Here is a 23,675-nt window from a genome sequence, read left to right as displayed (position 1 = left end):
GCTTTTGAAGCGGGAACATCTTTTACGTTGGTTTTTTTATTTTGTTGGATTGATCGTACTAGCTTTTGGACTATCGCTGACAGTGAAAGGGAAGATCCTTGGGATTGGTCCCTGGGACGCTTTCCACTACGGACTGTTTCAGCATTTTGGACTCACAATTGGACAATGGTCCATTATCATTGGTGCACTTATTGTGACACTGACTTCTATTTTCACGAAATCATTTCCAAAGATCGGCGCTTTACTGAATATGGTGCTGATTGGTGTGTTTATTGATTTCTTTAATGCGATATTACCTGCACCACATGGGTATTTACCGGCTTTATATGTATTTATTACAGGTGTTGTAGTTTCTGGATACGGTGTTGGCATTTATGTCTCAGCCAATCTTGGCGCTGGGCCAAGGGATTCATTAATGCTGCTCATCTCAGCGAAAACGGGACTGAACGTACAGTGGGTTCGAAATGGCATTGAGTTAACAGTGCTTTTATTTGCATGGATGCTCAAAGGACCGATTGGCATTGGAACGATTTTGACTGCGATCTTCACAGGTCTTGTCCTTCGTTTTTCCTTGCCGCAATCGACACGACTCCTGCAGCTGCTCATTACAAAAACAGCAGAGAAACCTGTTCAAACCCTTACTAGATGAGAACAAGCCATTCTATAATCAGAATGGCTTTTCTTGTGTTAAAATAAAAAAACAGAATATTCACACATAGGAGTTGGAGATCTCATGCAGCTTTTCCACTATCATTACTGGACACCATTTGTTGAAGAGACAGAACAAGCGTATCGTTCGCTGGGCTTTGAGGTAAAAGGACGTTTCACAAAGGATGGTTCCTTTCATCCCCCGCTCACATGGGATGATTTTAGAGATAAGCAGCCGACCTTTCGAATCATCGAAATGAGAAAAGGTCAGATCAATATCACATTCGGATATAGTAAAAAAGTCTTGTTTGATCACATCGGCTTTCTTGTCTCAAACGAAGAATATGATCAGCTGCTTGCACAAGCTAAAGAATTAAAGTGGCCTGTCCAAGAAGGGGAACGGAGAACGTTTCTTTCGACACCTCTTCGTTTAAGGCTTGAATTACAGCGGCGTACAGATGTCATTGAAACTGGAAACGATGCGCTGCATGCTGTGACAATTGCTGCTGCTGATTTGTCGCAGACGCCTAAAGTCGATCAACTGCTATCACCTTTGAATCAGCTCATTCACTGGCAAAGAGGAGAACGCCTTTCCCTGCTTGATGTGGTCATGACGGATATTGATAAAATGGAGACAATTGATCCGAATGGTGTACACATTATGAAACAGACATAAAAGCAGTGAGGCTCGCTGTCTTTTTTACATTAATGGACCCTTTTGCACGTCACTCTCCAATGGTACAATGAATGTAAAAAATTAGAGGTTCGTTATGAAGATATTTGCTATCCAATTACAACACTTAGATGAAATCAATGCACAACAACAAATAGAGCGTTTGAAGCTCTTTGTGTCATCTGAAAAGCGTGCAGCGGCTGATCGCTTTCGTTTTTTGATCGATGCCAGAAGAACCTTGTTAGGTGAGGTGCTGGTTCGTCAAACGATCCATGATATGTACGATCTGCCTATGAATCAGATCGTTTTTGAAACTGAGGGAAATGGCAAGCCTGTCGTCCGGCAGCTTCCTTCTTTTCATTTTAATCTATCTCATTCTGGCGATTGGGTCGTTTGCGCAGTAGATGATGCACCTGTTGGCATTGATATTGAGGAAATCAAACCTATTGATCTGGCGATTGCCAAGCGATTTTTTTCAGCGGATGAGTATCAGGATTTACTCTCACAACCGGCAGAGCGACAGGAAGCCTATTTCTTTCATCTATGGTCAATGAAGGAGGCCTTTATCAAACTGACTGGAAAAGGATTATCCTATGGTCTTTCGTCCTTTACAGCCCGTCTTTCAGAGAATGGACAGGCTACGTTGACATTACCCGATCATGAAACGCCTTGCTTTGTTCAAACATATTCAATTGATCCTGCCTACCAAATGGCGGTATGCACACGAAAGCCTGCTGCGGCTGATAGCGTTGAAAGACTCACTTGCAGTGATGTACTGTCCCGCCTTTAATAACGCGTAATTTGCTGAAATACCGTCTTTAATAGATCGACTCCGCGTGTGATCTGCTCTTCTTTCACCTGCCAGATGTTTAGCTGAAAAATCGGGTCCTTTTGATAGGCCTTCAGGTAATGGCGGTCAATTGGCTGAATGGAAACAGATGCCTTTTTCAGCTGCTGAATGAGCTGGTTCATGGGAATCGACCGGTCGACACGTACATGTGTATGGGTAGCCGGCTCCTGTTCTCCCAGCTGATAAGCGCCCTGATCATTTTTTAAACTTGCTACGAGCTGCTTAGAGCGATTTCGATAGCTCGCCCGCATTCTGTCTCTATGCCGCTCAAACATCCCGCTTTTTAAATATATTTCTAAAGCTGCCTGAGACAGCATGGAGCTGTCGATATCAATGAGCCGTTTGTGTTCACTAAAAGGAGTAATCAGTTCTTCAGGTAAGACGACCGCTCCTGTTCGAAGCCCTGGAAAAATGATTTTAGAAAAGCTTTTCAAATAAATAACCTTTCCTGCCTGATCGTATGAATAAATAGGGTCTCTTTTTGTATCAAATTCTAAATCTGCTAAATAATCATCCTCAACAATGTAGACATCATATTTCTCGGCAAGGGCTGCTATCGCTCTTTTTTCTTGCTTTGATAAACTCGTTCCAAGCGGGTTTTGAAATCGTGGCATCGTATAGAAAAAACGAATCTCCTCTTCTCGAAAGATACGCTCTAATTCGATCAGATCGATCCCTTTTTCCGTCCGCTGAATCCCGAGCACAGGCAATTGATTTTTCTCTAAATATTGGAGATATAAGTGATAACCCGGCTGTTCGACTAGTATGGTTTGTTTTCCATTCGGAAAAGGGATAGTGCTTAAAATGGATAACGCGAGCTGAATACCAGAGGTCATGACGATCTGTTCTGGTTGAGCAAACACTTGATAATCCATTAATCGCTTTGAAATGACTGGCAGCAGAGATGGTAAGCCGTTGGCTGTGCCGTAAATAAATAAGTCATTTTGATACAAATCGATCGCTTGGTTGATGCAGTGCTGAAAATCGACATACGGAAACACAACGGGATCAGGTGCAGAGGAAGCAAAATCAATCCATGTGCCGTCCTGCTTACCTGCTGATTGCTTCGTTTTCACGACATAATAGCCGCTTCTTTCTACAGAATACAGCAGATGTTCACGCTCCAATGTGTCTAGCGCTTTGATGACAGTGCTTTTACTCACTGCATATTGAGCCGCTAAGTGGCGAATGGAGGGAATTTTCATTCCAGCGCTGTACTCCCCTGAATTCATTTTTTCTTTTAAACTCAAGACAAGCTGATCATATTTCCTCACGCCTTTTCCTCCTTGTACCGGTACAGATATCATGTTCTCTTATTGTACACGTTAGATGATCCGATTACGATAGAAGAACAGAACCGGTCAATTCATTTGAAGCATGCATGCTCATGTAAGGAGTCACGTTATGAATATTTCAAAACAAAAAGCGTATGCTGCCGCGATCGCATACGCCTCTATCATTGGTTTTTCCTTTTTATTTGTCAAAATAGCATTAGAATCAGCAAACCCAATCGATTTATTGGCACACCGCTTTACTGTTTCTTTTGCAGCCGCTCTATTGCTGTATCCATTTTTACGAAAGAAGAATCGCATATCCATTCAATGGCGTGATCTCATATATATCGTACCGTTTTCCTTGCTTTATCCTGTTTTGTTCTTTGCTTTTCAAGTGTGGGGATTGATGTATACATCTTCTTCAGAGGCTGGCATCATTCAAGCGACGATTCCCATTTTGACGATGCTGCTGGCAGCCTGGTTTTTAAAGGAACGTGCGACATGGATACAAGTGCTGTTTACCCTTCTTTCTGTGTGCGGTGTGATGCTTCTCTTTGTCATGAAGGGAATTGATGTCCAGCATTCTCACTTCATCGGCTATGTGCTGATTTTACTTTCAGCCTTGTCATCCAGTGCATATAGTGTGTTTGCCAGAGTAATTACAAAACGATTCCATGTGATCGAACTCACCTTTGTGATGACCTTCTTTGGCTTTGTCTTTTTCAATGCCGCTGCGCTTATCCGGCATTCGATCAATGGCTCATTGCCGGAGTTTTTCAGCCCATTTACAGAAGCATCCTTTGTATGGTCGATGCTCTTTTTAGGTATTCTTTCATCGCTTCTCACGGCTTATTTATCAAACTATGCACTCTCTCAGCTTGAAGCGGCAAAGGTCAGCATCTTTAACAATTTATCCGCGTTTATCACGGTCGCCGCCGGGGTTCTCATTTTACACGAAACGATTGATTGGTATCATCTCCTCGGAGGGGTGCTGGTCATTGGCGGGGTGATTGGCGGGAATGTGGTAAAGAAACAGCATTCATAAGAAAAAGCGGCCTCTATAAAGAGAGCCGCTTTCTTTTTTAATGTCTGATCAATTGCTGCTTGGCTGCAAGCTCAATCACATGTCTCATCTGCTCTGCAAATGGCTCGGGATGTGTGTTGATGTACATGTGGCCTCCATCGAAATCGGTGCGTTCGATGGTTTTTGCCCATTTTAGCCAGCCGCTTGCATCCTTCATGCATTTCTCATCTTGCTTTCCATTGAATAAATAAACAGGTGTGTCGATGATCGATTGATCTGTGTGCTGAAAGGTTTCTAGTGCCCTGTAGTCTGCACGCAAGGATGGTGTAAAGTAATCCATCATTGGTTTGTTTTCTAGTAATTCCTTTGGAATCCCGCCCATTTCGGCAATATGCTGTACAAATGCGTCATTGGATAAATGCGTCAGCATCTGCCGTTTTGTTTGCGGGGGCTGAATGGCTGAGATCACCACTGCTGCGGGATAAATCCCTTCCTTTTCTAGCAGCTGGGTTAGTCTGTATACCACAAGTCCGCCCATTGAATGTCCGAACAGAATAAATGGGCGATTCAATTTGTTCATGAGCCCTTCTTTATACAGCTCTGCCAGTTTGTCAATGCTTGATTCAAGCGGCATGAGATTGGTGCCGTGCCCTGGGGGCTCTGCTGCTGTGACTTCGGCCATGTCTTTTAGCTGTTCAAAGAGCGGACGGTATGAGGCGGAATATCCGCCGGCAAAAGGAAAACAAATAAGCTGAATGAGATCTGATTTTTTTTCAAAGGTTTTAAATAACTGATTCATACGTCTTTACCCCTTTATAATCGTTTGAAGAATCCGTGCCAGTTCATCTGCCTGCGGTCTTTTCATCATGGTGACATGGTCGCCTTTGATGTGGTAATACGAGCACGATCCTTTCGTATAAGCCTCCCAGTCTGCGAACTTCTTCTGGAAATCGCTTGCGTGATCACTGCTTTGGACAATATAAAATGGCACAGGGAATGGTTCTTTTTCTAATTCAATGGCTTGTGACATGATCGTATTATGCGTTTGCATTTGCAAATATTTATCTAAATATTGATCATTCATGAATTGATGAACAACTTCATCCTTTTCTGCTTCTTTGAGTATTCTCTGCTTCACTTCTTGGAAGCTCAATCCTTGTAAAGCTTCTGGCTGAATGCCGACCAGATTCCCCATTCCAAGGACAAGTGCGAGCATTTTCACTTCTTCTTCGTTCATATCGGCATGAAGTGCCTGATCTGCCTCATCTCTTAGCACTGGCACCGTATCTAAAACGATGAGTCCTTTCGGTGCTTTTCCTGCATGAGAGAGCCGCTGATTCATTCCGTAGGCAAGATGACCGCCCATTGAATGCCCTGCGAGATAGTCGATGCCCGGACGGTAGAAAGTTTCAATAGCTTCAATAAAAAGGGTCACAAGCTCCGTGTAATGGAGAAATTGCGGCTCTTCATCCTCATATAGGCCAGGAGACTGCAAGGCGTACACAGCACCTTGATGTGTCATGAGCTTAGCAACATCAATATAGCCCATCACCGTTCCACCAGCAGGCGGTGCAAAGAATATTCTTGGTTCGGCTGGATCACCTTTTTTCAGCTCGATCACGTAGTCCTTCGGAGACCTTTCGACGTTCTCAGCGGCTTCTGGTACTCCGTCCAAATGTGCGGCTAATTGCGCAGGCGCAGGGTGCATAAAAATCCATTTTGGATCAACACGAACACCTTTTTCTTTTAATTTGGCGACAGCCTGAATACTCATAATGGAATCGCCGCCCAGATCAAAGAAGGAGTCATGCATACCTACTTGCTTCACACCAAGCACTTCCTTGAAAGCTGCGACAATCCGCTCCTCCGTTTCGGTGACCGGTTTGTCGTCATCTTGGGAAAGGGAGATTGTTTCTGTTGGCTCTGGCAGTGCTTTTTGATCAACCTTCCCGTTCGTTGTCACCGGCATTTCATCCAGTACGACAAAGTAACTTGGAATCATATAGCCTGGCAGGCTTTCCTGCAAAAAGGCTTTCCAGCCCGGAAGAGGATTGTCTCCGTTTGTCACTAGGTAGGCTGCCAGCCTTTTTGAGCTGCCATACGTTTTGGCGATGACTGTACATTCTTTGACTTGTGGATGCTTGAGCAGTGCTGTTTCAATTTCTCCGCATTCAATTCGGTAGCCTCTAATTTTCACTAGATGATCTTTTCGCCCGAGGTATTCAATGGTGCCATCTGACCGCCATGTACCAAGGTCGCCTGAGCGATACAGCTTGTCTCCCTTTAGTTCAGGAAAAGGATTGTCAATAAACCGCTCCTTTGTCCGCTCTGGATCATGAAGGTAGCCTTTAGCAAGGCCAGTTCCACCGATATAAATTTCTCCTTTGACGCCTGCTGGTACTGGGGTGAGCGCATCGTCTAGTATGACAACAGTTGAGTTCGACACCGGCACACCAATGGGAACTGATTTTGCGCCTGCTGGCACGTGTGTGACTTGATGTGTGGTGGCTAAGGTCGTGTTTTCTGTTGGCCCGTAAGCATTGACGAGCACACCTTCCATATGCGGCAGTGCCTTTCGTGCATGCTCACTAGACATGGCTTCCCCGCCAACAAGTAATGTGCGGTAGCCTGCCACACTTTTTGGATCATGCTCCACCAATCGATTAAATAAAGCGGTTGGCAGACAGTTGGCTGTGACTTGATGCGTTTTGATGAACTGTGTTAATTCGTCCATATTCAGTGCTGCATATTTTGGGAGCAGAATCAGCTGACCGCCATTCAGCAGCATTCCCCATAATTCAAATGTAAAGGCATCAAAAGCATAGTTTGAGAGCTGAAGCATTTTGTCATCTGGACCGAGCTTTATATAATTTGTTTCTCTAACCAAGCGGACAACTCCTGCATGAGGAAGCATTACGCCTTTTGGTGTACCTGTTGAGCCTGATGTGTAATTAACATAGGCTATCTGGTCTTCACCTGTGATCGATGATTCTCTTTGATACACTGCATTTGTTTCTGGTATTGGCTTGTCCATGACGATCTTTGTACATGTAAAGTCTACTAGACGGTCTGCAAAATGAGACTGGGTGATGATCACATCGCTTTGCGTATCACGAACGATGAGACGGATGCGTGCATCAGGATATTCAGGTGACATCGGAACATATGCAGCACCAGATTTGATGATTCCTAGTACCGACACAATCATGTCAAAGGAGCGATCAAAAAGCATCGGGACAAGGGAGCCTGGTCCAATTCCTTTTGACTGCAAGTAAGCAGCAAGCTTTGTCGCCTTCTTATCCAAGGCTTCATACGTCATATGCTCATCCATATAGGACAGGGCAATACGATGCGGATCACGCTGCACCTGTTCTTCAAACAATTCTTGAAGCGTACGCTTTGGATAAGACGTATCCGTTTGATTTTTCCCTATAATCATGGCCGCCTGTTCCGCTTTGTCCATTAAGCAATAATCAGTAAATGTACGCTCAGGCTGAGCCGTCATGCCGTCTAGCACATGGAGATAATAGTTCATATAACGATGGATGGTCTCTTGATCAAATAAATCCGTATTGTATTCCACATGAATCGACAGCTGCTCTTCCTGTTCAAATACATGCAGGGTGAGATCAAATTTAGATACTGTATGATGGACCATCACATGTTCACTTGTCAGCCCTTTAAGGTTTATATCAAGCGAATTGGTGACATACCCCATGGCCGCCTGAAAAATAGGTGACCGGCTTAAATCTCGATCTAACGAAAGGTCATCGACAAGCTTATCAAATGGATAATGCTGATGTTCAAACGCTTTTAATGTCATCTCTTTCACGTTTTCCAAGAGATCGGCGAACGTCTCTGCTGTTGAGACGTCCTGTCTCAGCGCAAGTGTATTCACAAACATCCCAACGAGCTGCTCTGATTGATTGGCATCCCGGCCTGCAATAGGCGATCCAACAATGATATCTGTCTGTCCGGACAGCTTGTGAAGCAGGACGTAGTACGCAGACAGCATCGTCATGAACAGTGTCGTGCCCTGCTGCTTGGACAAAGCCTGCAAGCGGCGGATAAGCGGTTCATCCAATACGATTTGCTCTGTAGCACCGTTAAATGTTTGAACCGGCGGACGAGGGCGATCAAACGGCAGATCCAGCACTGGAAGTTCACCTTGTAACGTATTGAGCCAATAGGTTTTGTCTGCTTGATGATGCTTTAATTGTTCATTTTCCCAATGTACATAATCTGTCCATTCGATTTCTAAGGCTGGGAGCTGCGGCGTTTCATCTGCAAGCAGCGCGTCATATGCCACTTCTAATTCCTGAATGAGCAGGCTGAGTGACCATGCATCTGAAATGATGTGATGCTGCGCGCAAAGGAGATAATACTCCTCCTTGCCCATATCTACTATCGTCCACTGCGCAAGAGGCCCTCTTTCTAAATCATAGACGCGTTCTGCCTCTTGCTGAATGAGCTGCTTCAGTCTTCTCGCTCTTGTTTTTTCATTAAATAACGAGAAATTTGCCACAGTCACAGATGGCGGAAGGTCTTCTCGAATGAGTTGGACCGGCTTGCCGCCAAGTGATTCGAATGTTGCCCGAAGTGCTTCATGCCGCTTTGTTAAAAGGCCAATCGCTTTTGTTAATGCTTGAATGTGTAATGATCCTGTCAGCTTCCAAGCACCTAATATATTGTAATGATGGCTCTTTTCTAATGTGGATAAGAACCAAATGCGCTTCTGGGCATGTGACAGCTCATAGCTTGTTTTCTTTTCAAGCTTTGGAATTTTGGCTTCCTGAACGGCTGGCGCCCCTTTGATGTCATCAATCATTTGCGCCAGATGTGCCAGATGTTTGCTTTCAAATAATATTTTTAAAGGTGCCTTCATTGAAAATTCATGATTGATCCGAGAAATGGTTTGAGTCGCTTTTAGTGAATGTCCGCCAAGGTCGAAGAATTGATCCTCTTTGTAGACGCGATCCACATCTAAAATGTCCTCCCATATGACGGCAAGAAGCTGCTCTGTCTTCGTTTCTGGCAATTGCTTTTCAAGGCTTTGTACGTTTTTGCCATGGTTCAATTTGAGAGCTTCATGATCAATTGAGCCATCTTGCTTTTTCGGTATTTCCTGTACTTGCTGAATGTCCCATTTACCTTCTGCGATGCTCTTGATCTCTTCAACATGCACTTCTTTGCCAGGCTGAACAGTGTAAAAAAGCTTTTTTTCAAAGACCGGTATTGGAGCTGGCTGAAGATACCCGGCGATGTCTGGGTTTGCTCCGTCCAATCCGATAAATAGATGCGCTTCATTCAGCCGAACACCTAGACATAATGAATGGAGACCTTGCTTCTTTCCAATCAATTGAAATCCCTTGCGAACGGTGAGAGCTGCTCCGGTATGCCCCTTAGACAAACCGAGATTATCCCACATACTGAAGTTCAAAGAAATTGCTCGTCTTCCTTGTTGAAAGGTGAGAGCGTGGGCGAGTCCATCTAAAAAGCTGTTGGCCGCAGAGTATGCCCCAAATGTCGTGCCGCCAAAAAAGCCATTGACCGATCCAAAAAAGACAAGCGGTATTGTCGGATCATACTTAAAGGCTTCCTGCAGCACCCATGCCCCGTCTGCTTTCCCTGACATTTCTTTTGTGAAATCCTCTTCTGACGTATGAGCCAGTGTATACTTGTCCGCCTGCTGAAAATGCTCAGACACATTGCCAGCACCGGCCAAATGCAGCACACCTCGGATCGATTGTCCAAAATGCTTTTCTGCTTCATAAATCGCCTGTTCGACGTCAAATGAGTTGGTCACATCCGCTTGGACATAAATGACGTCACCAAAACCTTTTAACTGTGAGAAGGCTTCTTTCTTTTCCAAGCTGCCTTCCAGAGATGTCCGTCCAATCAAGACGAGCTTTAAGCCAAATTGGAGCATCTGCTTAGACAGCTCAAACCCAATCCCGCCAAGTCCTCCAGTCAATAAATAAAGACCTTCATATTCTAAAAACCCTTCTGTTTGAAATGATTCCATCATGTTGACTTTTTCCAGCTTTGGTACGAATCTGTCCCCATTTCGGTAAGACACTTCTGCTTTTATATGAATCACAGACAATTCATCCGCAATATGCTTGGCATCCTGTTCTACATTCTCCGCTTCAATATCAAGGTGAGACACCTCTGCTCCTTCCCATTCTTGCGGAATGGTTTTTAATAGACCTACAAGCGGCGTTTTCTCCACATGAAGATCGTCTTCAGGCTGCACAAATTGACCACCTTTTGTCACAACGACAAAACGGATGGGCTCTTTATTTGCTTGTCTCAATGCTTGATACAAGTACAAAATGGATTGATTGGTGCTGGCATGCAGCTCTTTGAAATGCGCAGGATCAACGATGTCTTCTCTGTCTGACACATTCCACAGATGGAGCATGCGCCTGGTCTTTAGTTCATCTGCTTCAAGTGCTGCAATGAGCCTGACGTAATCTCCCTTGATTCTCGGGTTTATCTGATACATCCCTTTAGACAGACGCAAAAATTCATGCCCTTTTCTCACAGAAATATATGGCTGATTCTTTTGCTCAAATTGGGCGTAAAGCGATTGATAAAGTCCTTTTTCATCTTCGAAAACGAGGACATGTTCAGCAAAAGGCTGAGTTGGACCGATATTCTCCTTAGCCCAAATGCGTTTAAAAAACCAATCTGGGAGTGTTTGTTCATTTTCAGAAGCAAGATCCAGTGCCTGTTCAATGTCACGGAAGGCTCCATCTTTTAGTGCTGCGCCTAACTGAGCACGCTGGATTTTCCCACTCTCCGTTTTCGGAAATTGATCTTTTTTCACCGGAATGATGTGATCAGGCTCTATGCCGATTTTTCGAATGATGGCCTCTCTAATCTGTTGAATCATTGTGATTTGTTCCTCTATTGAATCCCTTTGTGAGACAAAAAAGACAGCAAGCGTGTCGTTGCTTGATTCGGGATTATAAATGCCGTACGCAGCGGCAAAGGTGACTTCAACCCCGTCCACCTCTTCTACAACCGCTTCAATTTCGTAATTCAAATAGTTTGCGCCGTTGATAACAATGATGTCTTTTTCTCGACCTGTCAGAACGAGACGCCCTTCGTGAATAAAGCCTAAATCCCCCGTGTGAAACCAGCCGTTTTCCGCAAATACTTCTTGATTGGCTTCCTCATTTTGATAGTAGCCCATCATAATTGTTGGACTCTTCACCTGCAAGCGCCCAACCTGATCTTCTGGCAGCACCTCGTGATGCTCATCTACAATTCGAATCCATACAGACGGAATCGGTGTGCCGACTTCTGTAAACGTCATCTTGTTCGGATGATCGTGCGTCACATATTCGATCTCACTTGTTAATGAATTTTGATCAATCGTCAGCTGGCCATCCTGTTCACCGTTCCGCATAAATTTCTTTGACTGAACAATGGCTGAGGATGTTTCTGACATGCCGTAAGCAGGTACCATCGCATGATTGCTTAATCCGTGCTGATCCATGATGTGCATGAAGCGCTGTGTGACTTTCGGGACAACTGCTTCGGCTGCATTCATGATATAAGTCAGAGTAGACAGGTCCCAGCTCCCTTTACGAATGTCCTCCTCATATTCATTCATCATGGCAAAAGCAAAGTTTGGCGCCCATGTCCTTGTCACACCGTATGTTTCTACCCAATCGAGCCACACCATCGGCCGCTCGATAAATTGATCGATGGATGGACTAATCTGCTGGCAGCCAAGGTAGACGTCATGTACATGAAACATAACAATTCCACCAACATGATCAAGCGGCATCCAGTTAAGCGACACATCCTCATGTGTAAAGCCGTTTACCTGCTCAAAAGCTATAATTCTAGATAAAATGCTTTGATGATGATGACGGATACACTTTGGCACACCCGTACTTCCTGAAGACAGCAGCTGCAGCACAGGCTCATCCGGCTCCGGCTCATAATGCTGTTCATCTGGTTCATACGCCAGCAATGTTTCAATTGTTAAGATAGGCATGATCTTTGCTTCAAATGTCTCACGCAGCCCAGCAATGTCCTCAGCATTTGCTTCATTCGTAATAATGAAAGGTTCATTTTGCAGCTGAAACACGCCCTTCAGCTTATTCACACCTTGATTCATTTCATCATAAACAGGCGACACAGAGACCGGGGTCGGAATGATTCCTCCGAGAATACAGCCCCAGAACACCGTGATAAAATCTTGATGATCTTTCAATTGAAGTAACACTTGATCACCGTTTGTCAGTCCTGCTGCCCTTAAACCGGACAGAACCCGTTCAGCGCTTGTTAGTAATTCAGGATAGGTTTGGGTCAACGTATGCCCGTCTTCTTTCAAATAAGTCACCCCGCGGTCTGGTGACATAAAAGCTGCTCGAATCAGCACCTCTGTCAGTGTGACAGGTGTGCCTGGCTTTTTGATCACATCTCCGCCATACACAAGTGCAGGCGGCTTCTCATGTACAGATGATTGCTTTGTCTCGCTCGCTTCATTTTTCGAAAGCGATCCGTTCCCTTGAGTACGCTGTCGATTAGGAAACAGATCATCTAAGTGATAAGGCGTTTGTTTTTCTGACTGACTTTCAATGAAAGCGGCCGCTTCCTCTACTCCATCTATAGCTTTGGTGCGCTCTTCTATCTTTCTTAATTCCTCTTGATCTATGATTTCAATTGAAAGCAGTGCCTCTGTGTCGACTGCTCCACTTTCTGTCTTTGGCAAAGAAGGTAATAAGATGAGAGCGGCTGGAACTTCATGAGGGTGAAGTGGACCTTTCATCAGATCCTCCCTTGTCAGCGAAGGCATCTTCGCCTGTGCAAATAGCACAAGCGATAGACTGCCTTCTTGATTTTTCTTCGGAATGATGGCACATTCCTTAAGCGGAAAATGAAGCATCATGACTTGCTCTAATGCTTTGAGATCCATCCGTTTTCCGTTGATTCTGACGATATGATTTGCTGCATGTCCTTTTCGTCTACTCACTAACATCGTTCTTCTCCTCCTACATCCAATCCAAAATCTGAATCTTATTTTTTTCAGTCCAAACGCCGACATCCCCTGTCGGATAGAGGTATTCGCCAGTTTGATGTTTGAATGGATGCGGAATTTTATGCGTCTCCATCCAATCGGCAAGCTCCCCGCAAAGTGCTTTGATATCCTTTGCGCCGATAAAAATATCTCCAGGGAATCCTATCGGCATGAGCTGATGCTCTTCGCTCAGGACATATATTTCCGTCTCACAGGAAGGATCATGCACACCTGAATAGACCTCTTCTTGATCTGGGTACAGCACACTGACTTGTGCGTTTTTCGCCCAATCGGTGATTATCCGCTCTTTTTCTTCATTCGTCACGATTGTGAAGGAAGAAAGGGGTGTCTCCATTTGTTCTGTCATCGCTTCAAGTGTGTGGATCAGCTGCTGCATCAACGATTGTATTTGCTTTTCTGTATATTGATTGAGGCGATATGTGACCCGAAGCTCCAGCGTATCTCCCGGAACTGCCACAAGGGTCAGGTCATAGTTCGTTTCTTCATGACTCGCAATGTCTACAATACGCACTCCGTATGGCTCGATAGATTCAATCGGATAGTTTTCAAACACGACAATGCTGTTAAACAATGAATCTCCATTCGGGATGTGGGTCAGCTGCTGAATATCTGGCAGTACGGTATATTCGAATTCCCGCATCTGAAAAACTGTGTCCTGCGTATGTGCCAGCAGCTTGGAAATGGTCCACTCTGGCGTGATCGGCAAACGGAGCGGCAATGTGTTAATAAAGAGCCCTGTCATGCTTTCAACCTGTGGTAAATCCGCCGGCCGTCCTGATACTGTCACTCCGAACACGACATCATCAGATCCTGAATGAAGATGCAAAAGCAGCCCCCATGCTGTCTGAATCAGGGTGCTCATTGTCACCTTCTGCTTGCCTGTCATCTTTTCGAGTTTCTCCTGCATCTCGGGCGTTAGTTTGATACTTAGCTGATCAACACCTGCATCTTCATCTAAAGCATGCCCATCGTCTCCTGGAAGTGGCGTGGCCTCCTCTACTCCTGACATATAATGTTTCCAGAACGCTAGCGCCTTCTCTTGATCCTGCTTTTGCAGCCACTCGATAAAATCTTTATATGGACGGACAGCAGGAAGATCCACCTCCCGTTCATCCACAAGAGAGCGGTACAAAGAAAAGGATTCTTCAATAAAGCTGAACAAGCTCCAACCATCGATTAAAATATGATGAAAGCTAAAAACAAACGTGCATGTGTTTTCATCACGATGGAATAAAGCAATACGAATCAGCGGTTCATCCGTATCTTCTAGTTTGAAATCCTTTAAACGATCTGTTTGCAAATATTGCTCGATGGCTTCCTTCTGATCCGTTTCACTCAGGTGGCGCACATCGTGCTGAGTGAGGTGAATGCTTCCTTCTGATTGAATCAACTGAACAGGCTCCTTTAGCCCTTCCCAAGCAAATGTTGTCCGCAAAATCGAATGACGTTCCACAAGCAGATTCCAGGCTTTTTCATAGGCTGCACCGTCCGTTAAGCCTTCGAGCGTCATATGCACTTGACCAAAATACGCCTGTGACGCTTGATCTAATAAAGCATGAAACAGCATCCCTTGCTGCATTGGAGATAGTGGATACACATCCACTACATTGTCTGGGAGATCATCGATTTGCTTTTGCGTCAGCTGAACCATTGGAAAATCAGATGGCGTAAAACCGCCTTTTGTTTCTACACAATGCGTCAGAATATCCTCCATTTTTTCTTTGAATCGTTCAGGTAACAGGCGCACCTCTTCATACTGAAGCAGTTCACGATTGATCATAAAATTCATCTGAAGCTGACCGTTCACAACATATCCGTACACATCGATCAAATGCTGTCTTTCTGCTTTTGGATCATGTACATGTCCATTTCGTTCATCAGCTATATAAAGGTGTGTCTCACCGTCTATTTGATCTAACTGTCCAAGGTAATTAAAGCTCATCTGCGGCGCTGCCTTTTTGAGTAAACGAGATGCTGTCATGTATTGAAGTAAGCCATAGCCTATTCCCTTTTGCGGCACAGCTCTTAAGGTTTCTTTGACATCTTTGATTTGTCTCTCAACATCGGTTTGAATAAAAGGAATAAAAATAGGATAAGAGCTTGTAAACCATCCGACTGTTCGTGACAAATCCATCTGTTCAAATAAATCCTCGCGTCCGTGCCCTTCTAACGTAATAAGCAGCGGCTTTCCAACGGCTTGCGTGAGTCCTGATAAAAGTAAATCGTTTACCTCTGTTCGATACGCTTGAGATGCCTGTCTTAGTAAAATATCTGTTTGATCCTTCGTTAATTGAATAGACAGGATCTCTGCATGTTCTTCTATATTGAAAAGCGCAGGTGTTTGAAAAGGAGAACCCTCTTCCTCTTGACTGATGATATTTTGCCAAAAAGGAACCTGCTCTTGTAATTGATCGGTTTGTGCATATTCATAAAGAGCCTCTGCCCACTGCTGATAGGACGCAGTTTTCTTTGCAAGCGCGATTTCCTGCCCTGCCGCAAGCTGCTTCAGTCCATTTAATAGGTCTTCCTGTATGATGCGCCATGAGATTCCATCCATCACAAGATGATGGGCAGCGATAAAGAGTTCAGACATACCATCACTTGTGTGAAAAAGAACGGCTTTGATGACTTCCCCTCGCTCTAATGACAACATTCCTTGACAAGCGGCGGTCTCCATGCGGATTTGTTCCAGCGCTTCCTCCTGAGAAACACTCGTCAGATCAAAGAAGGTGACACAAGGGGTGATGCCGGGCGCACGAGTGGTTTGAATCCACGAGCCATCTGCTGCTTTTGTATAAATCGCTCTCAGCATATCGTGATGATCGACAATTTTTGAGAGAACCTGTGTCAGCTGCTTGAGCTGTATGGATTGCTTGAATTCCATATGCGCAGATAAATTCCAGTAATCTTGGTTTATCAATGATTGCTCAAAGAACCATGATTGGATCGGAAGTAGACGAACTGCTCCTGTGACAGGCGACTGATCATAGAACGCAGCAGCATCTGACTTTTTCATAGCAAGTGCCAGTTGTGAAATCGTCTGTTTTTCAAATACATCTCTCGGCTGAATGACGTAGCCTTCCTGTGCTAAGCGCGCCACCATTTGTATGACAATAATCGAATCTCCGCCAAGCTCAAAGTAGTTATCATGTACGCCAATCGAAGGAGCGCCGAGCAGCTGAGTCCACACTTTTTCCAGTACACGTTCTTCCTCACTGAGTGCCTTGTCAGCCGGTTTGTCCACTTCTTCCTGTCTCCACTCTGGCGGCGGGAGACGTTTTTGGTCTACCTTGCCATTTGCCGTGAGCGGGAGTTCCTCCAGCTCTATTAATAGGCTTGGCACCATATAATCTGGCAGTATTTCTTTTAATTGATGGCGAATGTCTTGCGTGGTCACGCTGCCCTTTTGGACAAAATAACCGATCAATCGCTTGTGGCCACTCTCATGCTGGTGCGGAATGACTGCACATTCTATGATGTCTTCAAAGCGCAGCATAGCGGCTTCAATTTCCCCGCATTCGACGCGGTGTCCGCGAATTTTCACCTGATGATCGATTCTTCCTAGGCAGTCGATGATGCCGTTTGGCAGCCAGCGGCCCATATCGCCAGTTTTATATAAACGCGCTCCTTCTTGGAAAGGATGCGGGATAAATGATTGTGATGTTTTTTCTTCATCTCCAAGGTAACCGAGTGCAAGCCCTGTACCGCCTACGTAAATCTCTCCAATGACACCTTGCGGAACCGGCTGCAGCTGGTCGTCTAGTACATAAGCTTGTGAATACGCAATTGGCTGACCGATAGGAACCGCCACCTGCCCCTCATCCACTGCCCGAATGTGATGCACACAGGAGAACGTCGTATTCTCAGTTGGTCCATAGCCGTTTAAAAGGCCTTCAGGTAAATACGGCAGCGCTTTACGGATATGAGCAGCTGACAAAGCATCACCACCGACCAATAAGGCATTGAATCCAGATAAAGCTTCTGGATGTTCCTCTGTTAATCGGTTAAACAGCGGCACTGTCAGAAATCCTGTTGTGATCTTGTAAGATGTCAGCGTGTCAGCCAGCGTATCCATTGATAAAATCGTATTTCGATCGGTCAGTATCAGCCTTCCTCCGTTGAGCAGGGCTCCCCATATTTCATACGTAAAGGCATCAAAGGAAAAGCTAGCGATTTGTAAAATACGCGTATGTTCATCAAGGGTGACATAATCTGTTTCACATACAAGCCGGATGACCGCTTGATGCGGAATCAAAACCCCTTTTGGCTGACCGGTTGATCCTGATGTGTAATTGATATAAGCGAGTCCATCAGGTTTGAGGGCAGCAGGTTGGAGTTCTCCCTCCGATAAAAACTCTTCATATCCCTGATCAAGACAAATGAGCTCGGTTTGACTGATCGAGACTTGTTTCAGCCATTCATTTTTTGTTAGTAACAGCTGAATACCTGTATCCCTCAGCATATAATCAATTCGTGCATCTGGATATTCAGGATCAATTGGGACATAGGCCCCGCCTGCTTTCACAATCGCCAGCACCCCAAAAATCATTTCAGGCGACCTGTCGATCAGCAGCCCTACTGGTTCATGCGGCTTCACTCCTCGCTGCTGCAGATAAGCGGCAAGCCGATTGACTTTCTCTTGTAACTCCTGATACGTCCACTGGTCTTCCCCAGATTCGAGGGCGATCGCATGAGGTGTCTTTTTCACCTGTGCTTCAAACCGTTCTGTGATGAGAAGCGGGCCTGCTGGTTGTTCTGTTTTGCCGCTCCATTCATAGAGCAGCTTCTGCTTCTCTTTCTCTGGCAGATAATTCATTTGTCTGATCGGCTGTGCTGGATTTTCACAAATACACGCAAGCAGCTGTTCGTAGTAACGAAGGAACCGTTCCATCGTGTCGTCAGAAAATAAGTCTGCATCATACTCTAGTTTTAATTGAAGACCTTCCGCCCCTTCAAAAACAAACAGGGATAGATCAAACTTGGCCGTATCGTTATCTTCAATGGCTAAAATGGATGTCGCCTCACCCATCGGTGATGCTTCAAGAGGCAGGTTTTGCAGAACGAACATGACCTGAAACAGCGGCTGCTTCCCAGCCTCACGTACAATATTCAGTTCATCTACGACCATCTCAAACGGCACATCTTGATGTGCATAGGCACCCATTGTTGTTTCCTTCACTCGCTCTAATAGCTCTGTGAAAGCCGGATTCCCGCTATGATCGATCCGAAGTGCCAGCGTATTCACGAAAAATCCGATGAGCTCCTCCATCTCCGTCCGATTTCTCCCGGCAATGACGGATCCAATGACAAACTCATCCTGTGAAGACAATCGATGCAGCAAGGTAGAGAAAGCCGAAAGTAATGTCATATAAAGGGTGCTATCTGTTTTCTTAGAAAGAACCGCCAGCTGTTCTGATAACGGCTTCGACAAGCGGTATTTTTTCGTTTTTCCCCTATAGGATTGAACGGCCGGACGCGTGTAGTCATACGGCAGCATCAACTCTTCCACAGGTACCGCAAATTGCTCCTTCCAATAGGAAAGCTGCTTCTGAAGTGTTTCTCCCGTCAAATACTCCTTCTGCCATAGTGCGTAATCTGCATATTGAATTGGCAGTGGTGAGAGATCAGGCTCCCTCCCCTCGATCATCGCTGTATACCATTCGGATAGCTCCCTTGCGGCAATGCCAATCGACCAGCCGTCTGACACGATGTGGTGAATGGACATCAGCAACAAATGATCTGTTTCTGACAGCCGAATTAATTTCGCGCGAAAAAGCGCATCTTGCTCTAAGCGGAAAGGTGTGCCAGCTTCTCTTTTCGCCCATTCAGCCGCCTTTTGTTCTTTTTCTTCCTGTGATACCAGTTCTGATACATCTACCACCTCAAGCGCTGGAAGAGTCATATGCTCATGTATGATCTGTACCGGTTCATCGCCGTTCATCGCAAAGGATGTTCTGAGCGATTCATGCCTTTGCACCATTTGCTGCAGGCTGTGCTGAAGCACCTTTACATCTAAAGGTCCATTCATCCGAAAGGAAATCGTATTATTGTATAATGGCAGATCGGGCTGTAATTGATAGAGAAACCACTGTCTTTGCTGAGCATAGGACATCGGAAGCTCCTGCCCCTTTTCTATTTTCCGTATCGGAATTGCTTCATCGGCTTCGGCATTTAAATCAATCCAGTCCGCTAACTCTCCAAGTCTCGTATGCTCAAAAAGAACGGCGAGCGGCACGTCAAATCCCGTTTTCTGCCTAACAGCTGACAGCATTTGCGTTGCCTTGAGCGAATGACCTCCGAGTAAAAAGAAGTGATCACCACAGCTGATGTTTGAAACATCAAGCAGTTCGGACCAAATGTGTGCCAAGAGTTTTTCCGTCTCAGTTTGAGGTGCTCTGTCCTCTGAACCCTGTCCACTTTCCTCTATTAATTCATTGAAATGCACTTCGTCCGGCATCCCATCCTCTGTTTCTTTCCAGTATTCTTCAGGATAGAGATGTACGGAACATTCCCCAGATAGACGAGACTGTATACACGTATAAATGGACTGATACAGCCTTTCTTCAATAGCCGTTGTTTGATCAGTCTTGAAAAAGACATATACGGCCTGTTCTGTTTGAATATCCCCCTGTATCATTTCTTGAATATCCTGCTTCGACCGATCCAACCCGATATAAATGAGAGGAGCATCTGTCATCAAGCATGCAAGCATTGTTTGAATGCCCGCCCGCTTTGGAATCGGGAGGTAGCCTCTTTCTTTTAGCATGCCTTTGATCATTGTGCCTTCACTCATTCCCGTCTCATCCCACATGCTAAAGCTAAAGCAATACGGCTTTACTGTAGAGGTGAGCCTCTGATAATGAGCAAATTGTTCAACGAACTCATTGGCCGCGCAATAAGCGCCAACGGTCATCCCGCCCTTTAACGTTCGAGCTGACGAGCTAGAAAGGAATAAGACATTCTGCCGTTTAGAAGCTGCTTCATGTAGCGCAATCGTGCCATATACCTTCGCTTCGTACATCGCATGTAATGACACAGACGTCATGTCACGAAGCAGCTCTTCTTGAATGATGCCAGCGAAATGAATAACGCCATGCAGCCTTTTGCCTAAAGCTGCCTCCTGTTTTGAGATCAAGGCTTCAATGGCTTTTGCGTCAGCGATGTCCACCTTTTCATAAAGAACTGTGCCGCCGCGCTTTTCCGCTAGTTTCTCAAGTGAAATTAATACATCTTGCTGCTCCACAGATAAAGCCTCTCTCGCCTTTCTTCCAACCAGCACAAGATGCGCTTGATAGGATGTCAGCAGGTGCTCACTCAGCAACCGCCCAATACCGCCAAGCCCGCCTGTTATCACGTAAAGCCCGGATGATTCAAACGGCGGCTTCTTCCTCCTTTGTTCTTTTTCCAGATGAAGCGGCGTTAAAAGAGGAGTATAACGAACACCTTCGCGATAAGCGGCGATATGATGGCTTGTGTCATGTGTAAGTTCTGTCATGATCGATGATGCATGAGAACGGCCAGCATCCGGTTCTGCCAGAGAAAAATCAAGACACCGCACCTTGATAAACGGCCATTCATGCTGAACAGCTGTCATCAATCCTGCTGTCGTTGCTTTCTCCACATCATGTGTTTGATCTTCCGGCAAATTCATCGCATGAGCAGAGACAAAGGTGATCTCTACCGGCTCCTCATAGGCAGCGATTGCTTTTGTTACATATAATGCACTCATGCTGCCAGTTTTCTGCGCTTCTTTCGCCATCGCTGCATGAAGTGTGTCTTCTTGAGTTGTGTAGTTCCAAAGGTGAATGATTTGTTTCACCGAAACGCCATACGAACGGAGCGTCTCAAAGAGTTGTTCGTAGTCAGACGGCCGATTCGGGTGGATGATGAAGTGTGTATGTGTGAGTTGTGTGAATGCTTGACCCGGTTCAACCGTAATAAAGGTTTGTTCATTGCTTGAAAGGGATCTCAATTGATCTGCCAGTCCTAATGTATCTGCAAAGATCACCGTGTTCCCTAATGTTTGTTTTTGAGCTTCATGGAGCGGAGCAGGTATCCACTTCTTTTGTAAACTCCAATCAGGCAAGGTGTGTTCATTTTCAAGTCTGATGTCCAGCTCCTTGATGATTTCATCGAATTCGCCTTCCTGCCATCGCTTCTTGAGCTGTGCCCTCTCTATTTTTCCAGAGCTTGTTTTCGGAAAGGCATGCTTCTGGACAGGGATCACGCGCGATGCAGATAGCCCCATTTTTGTTGCAATATGGGGTTTGATATTTTGACTTGCCCTCATGATATAAGAAGGTTCATACAGCTTCGGTGTAAAAAAGAGAATCAGCTCGTCGGATGCAGATGCTTCCATCCGAGCGGAACAAGCGGCGACAAAGCTCGTTTCGACGCCGGGTACTTCCTCTGTAATGACTTCAATTTCATAGTTGTGATAATTTTTCCCGTTGATGATGATCATGTCTTTTTCTCTACCGGTTAATGTCAGCCTTCCTTCGTGCAGGAAACCTAAATCCCCCGTGTGGAACCAGCCGTCTGTTTGAAAAACTTCTTGATTCGCTTCGTCATTCTTGTAATAGCCCTTCATTGTCGTCGGCCCTTTAATTTGCACACTGCCAATATGATCTTCGGGAAGAAGCTCATGCTGATGGTTAACGATACGAATCGTAATACCCGGAATTGGTCTTCCCAGCTCTGTAAAGCTGACGGTTCCTGTCTCCCGTGCCTCCGCTGGTCTTAGCTGCTCTGTGAGTGATGTTTCCTCAAAGGTTAGAACCCCGCTGCTTTCATCTCCCCGCTCTATCGCAAAAGAGAAGACAACGGCTGAAGAGATTTCAGACATGCCGAATGCCGGTCTAATGACGTCTCCCTTTAAGCCGTGCGGAGCCAGCAAGTGTAAAAATCGGTGAATCGTCTTCGGTACGACCGCTTCTGCCCCATTGATCATACAGGTCATAGCAGAAAGATCCCAAGATCCTGACGAGATGTCTTTCTCATAATCATTGATCATCGCAAATGCGAAGTTAGGCGCCCATGTCTTCGTTGCACGGTAGCGGTCCATCCAGTCAAGCCAGCGCAGCGGCTGAGCGATAAAATCATCTGTTCTTGCCCGAACCTGCTCACAGCCCGTGTACACATTGACAAGGTGAAACATCACAATACCGCCAATATGATCTAAGGGCATCCAGTCTAACGACACATCCTTTTGTGTAAACCCGTTGGCTGCCACTGTTCCTTTGACATTCGCCAGTACGCTTCGATGAGAATGTTCTACGCATTTGGGCATCCCTGTGCTTCCAGACGTTAAGATAAAAAAGACTGAATCATCCGGTGACGCTGGATAAGCTTCTATATCTCTTTCTAAAGAAAGCATCGGCTCAACGGCTGCGACACGTAACTTGTCTGTATGCCACAATAAAGCTAAGCCTTGCACCTCATCAACCAGCGAGTCATCTGTTAAAATGAGCGGATGCTCCAGCAGGTTCCACGCATGATGAAGCTTCTTCACAGAGGCATTCATTTCCCGATAGGTCGGTGCAGCGGACACTAGTGTTGGAACAAATCCTCCCAACACACACGCCCAAAAGGCTGTTACCATCGCATGATTGGATGAAAACTGAAAGAATACAGGATCACCCGGTTCAAGTCCTAAAGCCCTCAAACCTGTCAGAACCCGCTCGGCGTCCTCCTTTAACTGCGCGTAGGATTGTGTGAGTTCATTTTCACTATTGACGATATAAGTCAGACCATTTTTCGTTTTTGCCGCCTCTGTTAAGGCGTCCTGCAAGGTTTGGGCTCCTGCCTTAACATCTAGATCCCCTCCATAGGAAAGGGCGGGCGGCATGTCCGCTAAAGCAGGGGAAGCCGTTTGCGTCTGTATCGATTCAGCTGCGGCCTCCTGCTCCATGTGATTGTCGAGAAATAAATGAGAGAGGTGATATGGCCGCGGTCGAATGGTTTTTTCACGAGAAAAAACAGCGAAGCGTTCGATTTCGTTGGTTTGTAAAATCGTTCTCTGTACATCTTGTAAAATCGTATCCATTGATTCATGTACATTTGATTTATTTATAATTGATGGTTTCATATGAGTTCCTTTCCTTTTTTGTCAGGCAGGGCTGCCAATATGCACCCCTGCCTGAACT

General features: G+C 45.4%; 8 protein-coding genes. 4 read left to right on the top strand and 4 right to left on the bottom strand.

All coding sequences use genetic code 11. From position 1 onward, the window contains the following. Positions 1-4: 4 nt before the first annotated feature. The 3 genes from MHI46_RS02030 (at position 5) to MHI46_RS02020 (ending at position 2,111) form a co-directional block, all read left to right on the top strand. Positions 5-649 (top strand): YitT family protein, encoded by a 645-nt coding sequence (locus MHI46_RS02030; RefSeq protein ID WP_260775270.1) that lies wholly within the window; start codon positions 5-7, stop codon positions 647-649. Between the two features lie 84 nt (positions 650-733). Beyond that, entirely contained in the window at positions 734-1,324 is a 591-nt protein-coding gene (locus MHI46_RS02025; RefSeq protein ID WP_260775269.1) for a hypothetical protein, read from the top strand. Between the two features lie 94 nt (positions 1,325-1,418). After that, on the top strand, positions 1,419-2,111 hold the full coding sequence (locus tag MHI46_RS02020) for a 4'-phosphopantetheinyl transferase superfamily protein (RefSeq protein WP_260775268.1): 693 nt from the start codon (positions 1,419-1,421) through the stop codon (positions 2,109-2,111). Here MHI46_RS02020 and MHI46_RS02015 read toward each other — a convergent pair. Further along, positions 2,108-3,445, bottom strand: coding sequence for a PLP-dependent aminotransferase family protein (locus MHI46_RS02015; protein WP_260775267.1), 1,338 nt, complete (start codon positions 3,443-3,445; stop codon positions 2,108-2,110). The two genes, MHI46_RS02020 and MHI46_RS02015, sit on opposite strands and share 4 nt — an antisense overlap. Before the next feature lie 130 nt (positions 3,446-3,575). On the opposite strand from MHI46_RS02015, the gene MHI46_RS02010 reads away from it, so the two are divergent. Further along, on the top strand, positions 3,576-4,490 hold the full coding sequence (locus MHI46_RS02010) for a DMT family transporter (RefSeq protein ID WP_260775266.1): 915 nt from the start codon (positions 3,576-3,578) through the stop codon (positions 4,488-4,490). A gap of 37 nt (positions 4,491-4,527) precedes the next feature. Here the strand turns inward: MHI46_RS02010 and MHI46_RS02005 are convergent, their stop codons facing one another. From MHI46_RS02005 to MHI46_RS01995, 3 genes are read right to left on the bottom strand one after another with little or no spacing between them, the layout of a single operon-like run. Then, a complete protein-coding gene (locus tag MHI46_RS02005; protein ID WP_342503072.1) occupies positions 4,528-5,268 on the bottom strand; it encodes an alpha/beta fold hydrolase in 741 nt (246 codons plus the stop codon). 6 nt (positions 5,269-5,274) lie between these two features. Next, complete coding sequence (locus tag MHI46_RS02000; protein WP_342503071.1) at positions 5,275-13,470, bottom strand: amino acid adenylation domain-containing protein; 8,196 nt, start codon at positions 13,468-13,470, stop codon at positions 5,275-5,277. Positions 13,471-13,483: 13 nt separating this feature from the next. Further along, positions 13,484-23,617: an amino acid adenylation domain-containing protein gene (locus tag MHI46_RS01995; RefSeq protein ID WP_342503070.1), complete on the bottom strand. Its 10,134-nt coding sequence runs from the start codon at positions 23,615-23,617 to the stop codon at positions 13,484-13,486. Positions 23,618-23,675 lie beyond the last annotated feature (58 nt).

The organism is Bacillus sp. FSL K6-1000 (assembly GCF_038630785.1).
Lineage (GTDB): Bacteria > Bacillota > Bacilli > Bacillales > Bacillaceae > Bacillus > Bacillus safensis.
Note: the sequence above shows the minus strand (reverse complement) of the source record. Positions and strands in the feature narration are given on the sequence as shown.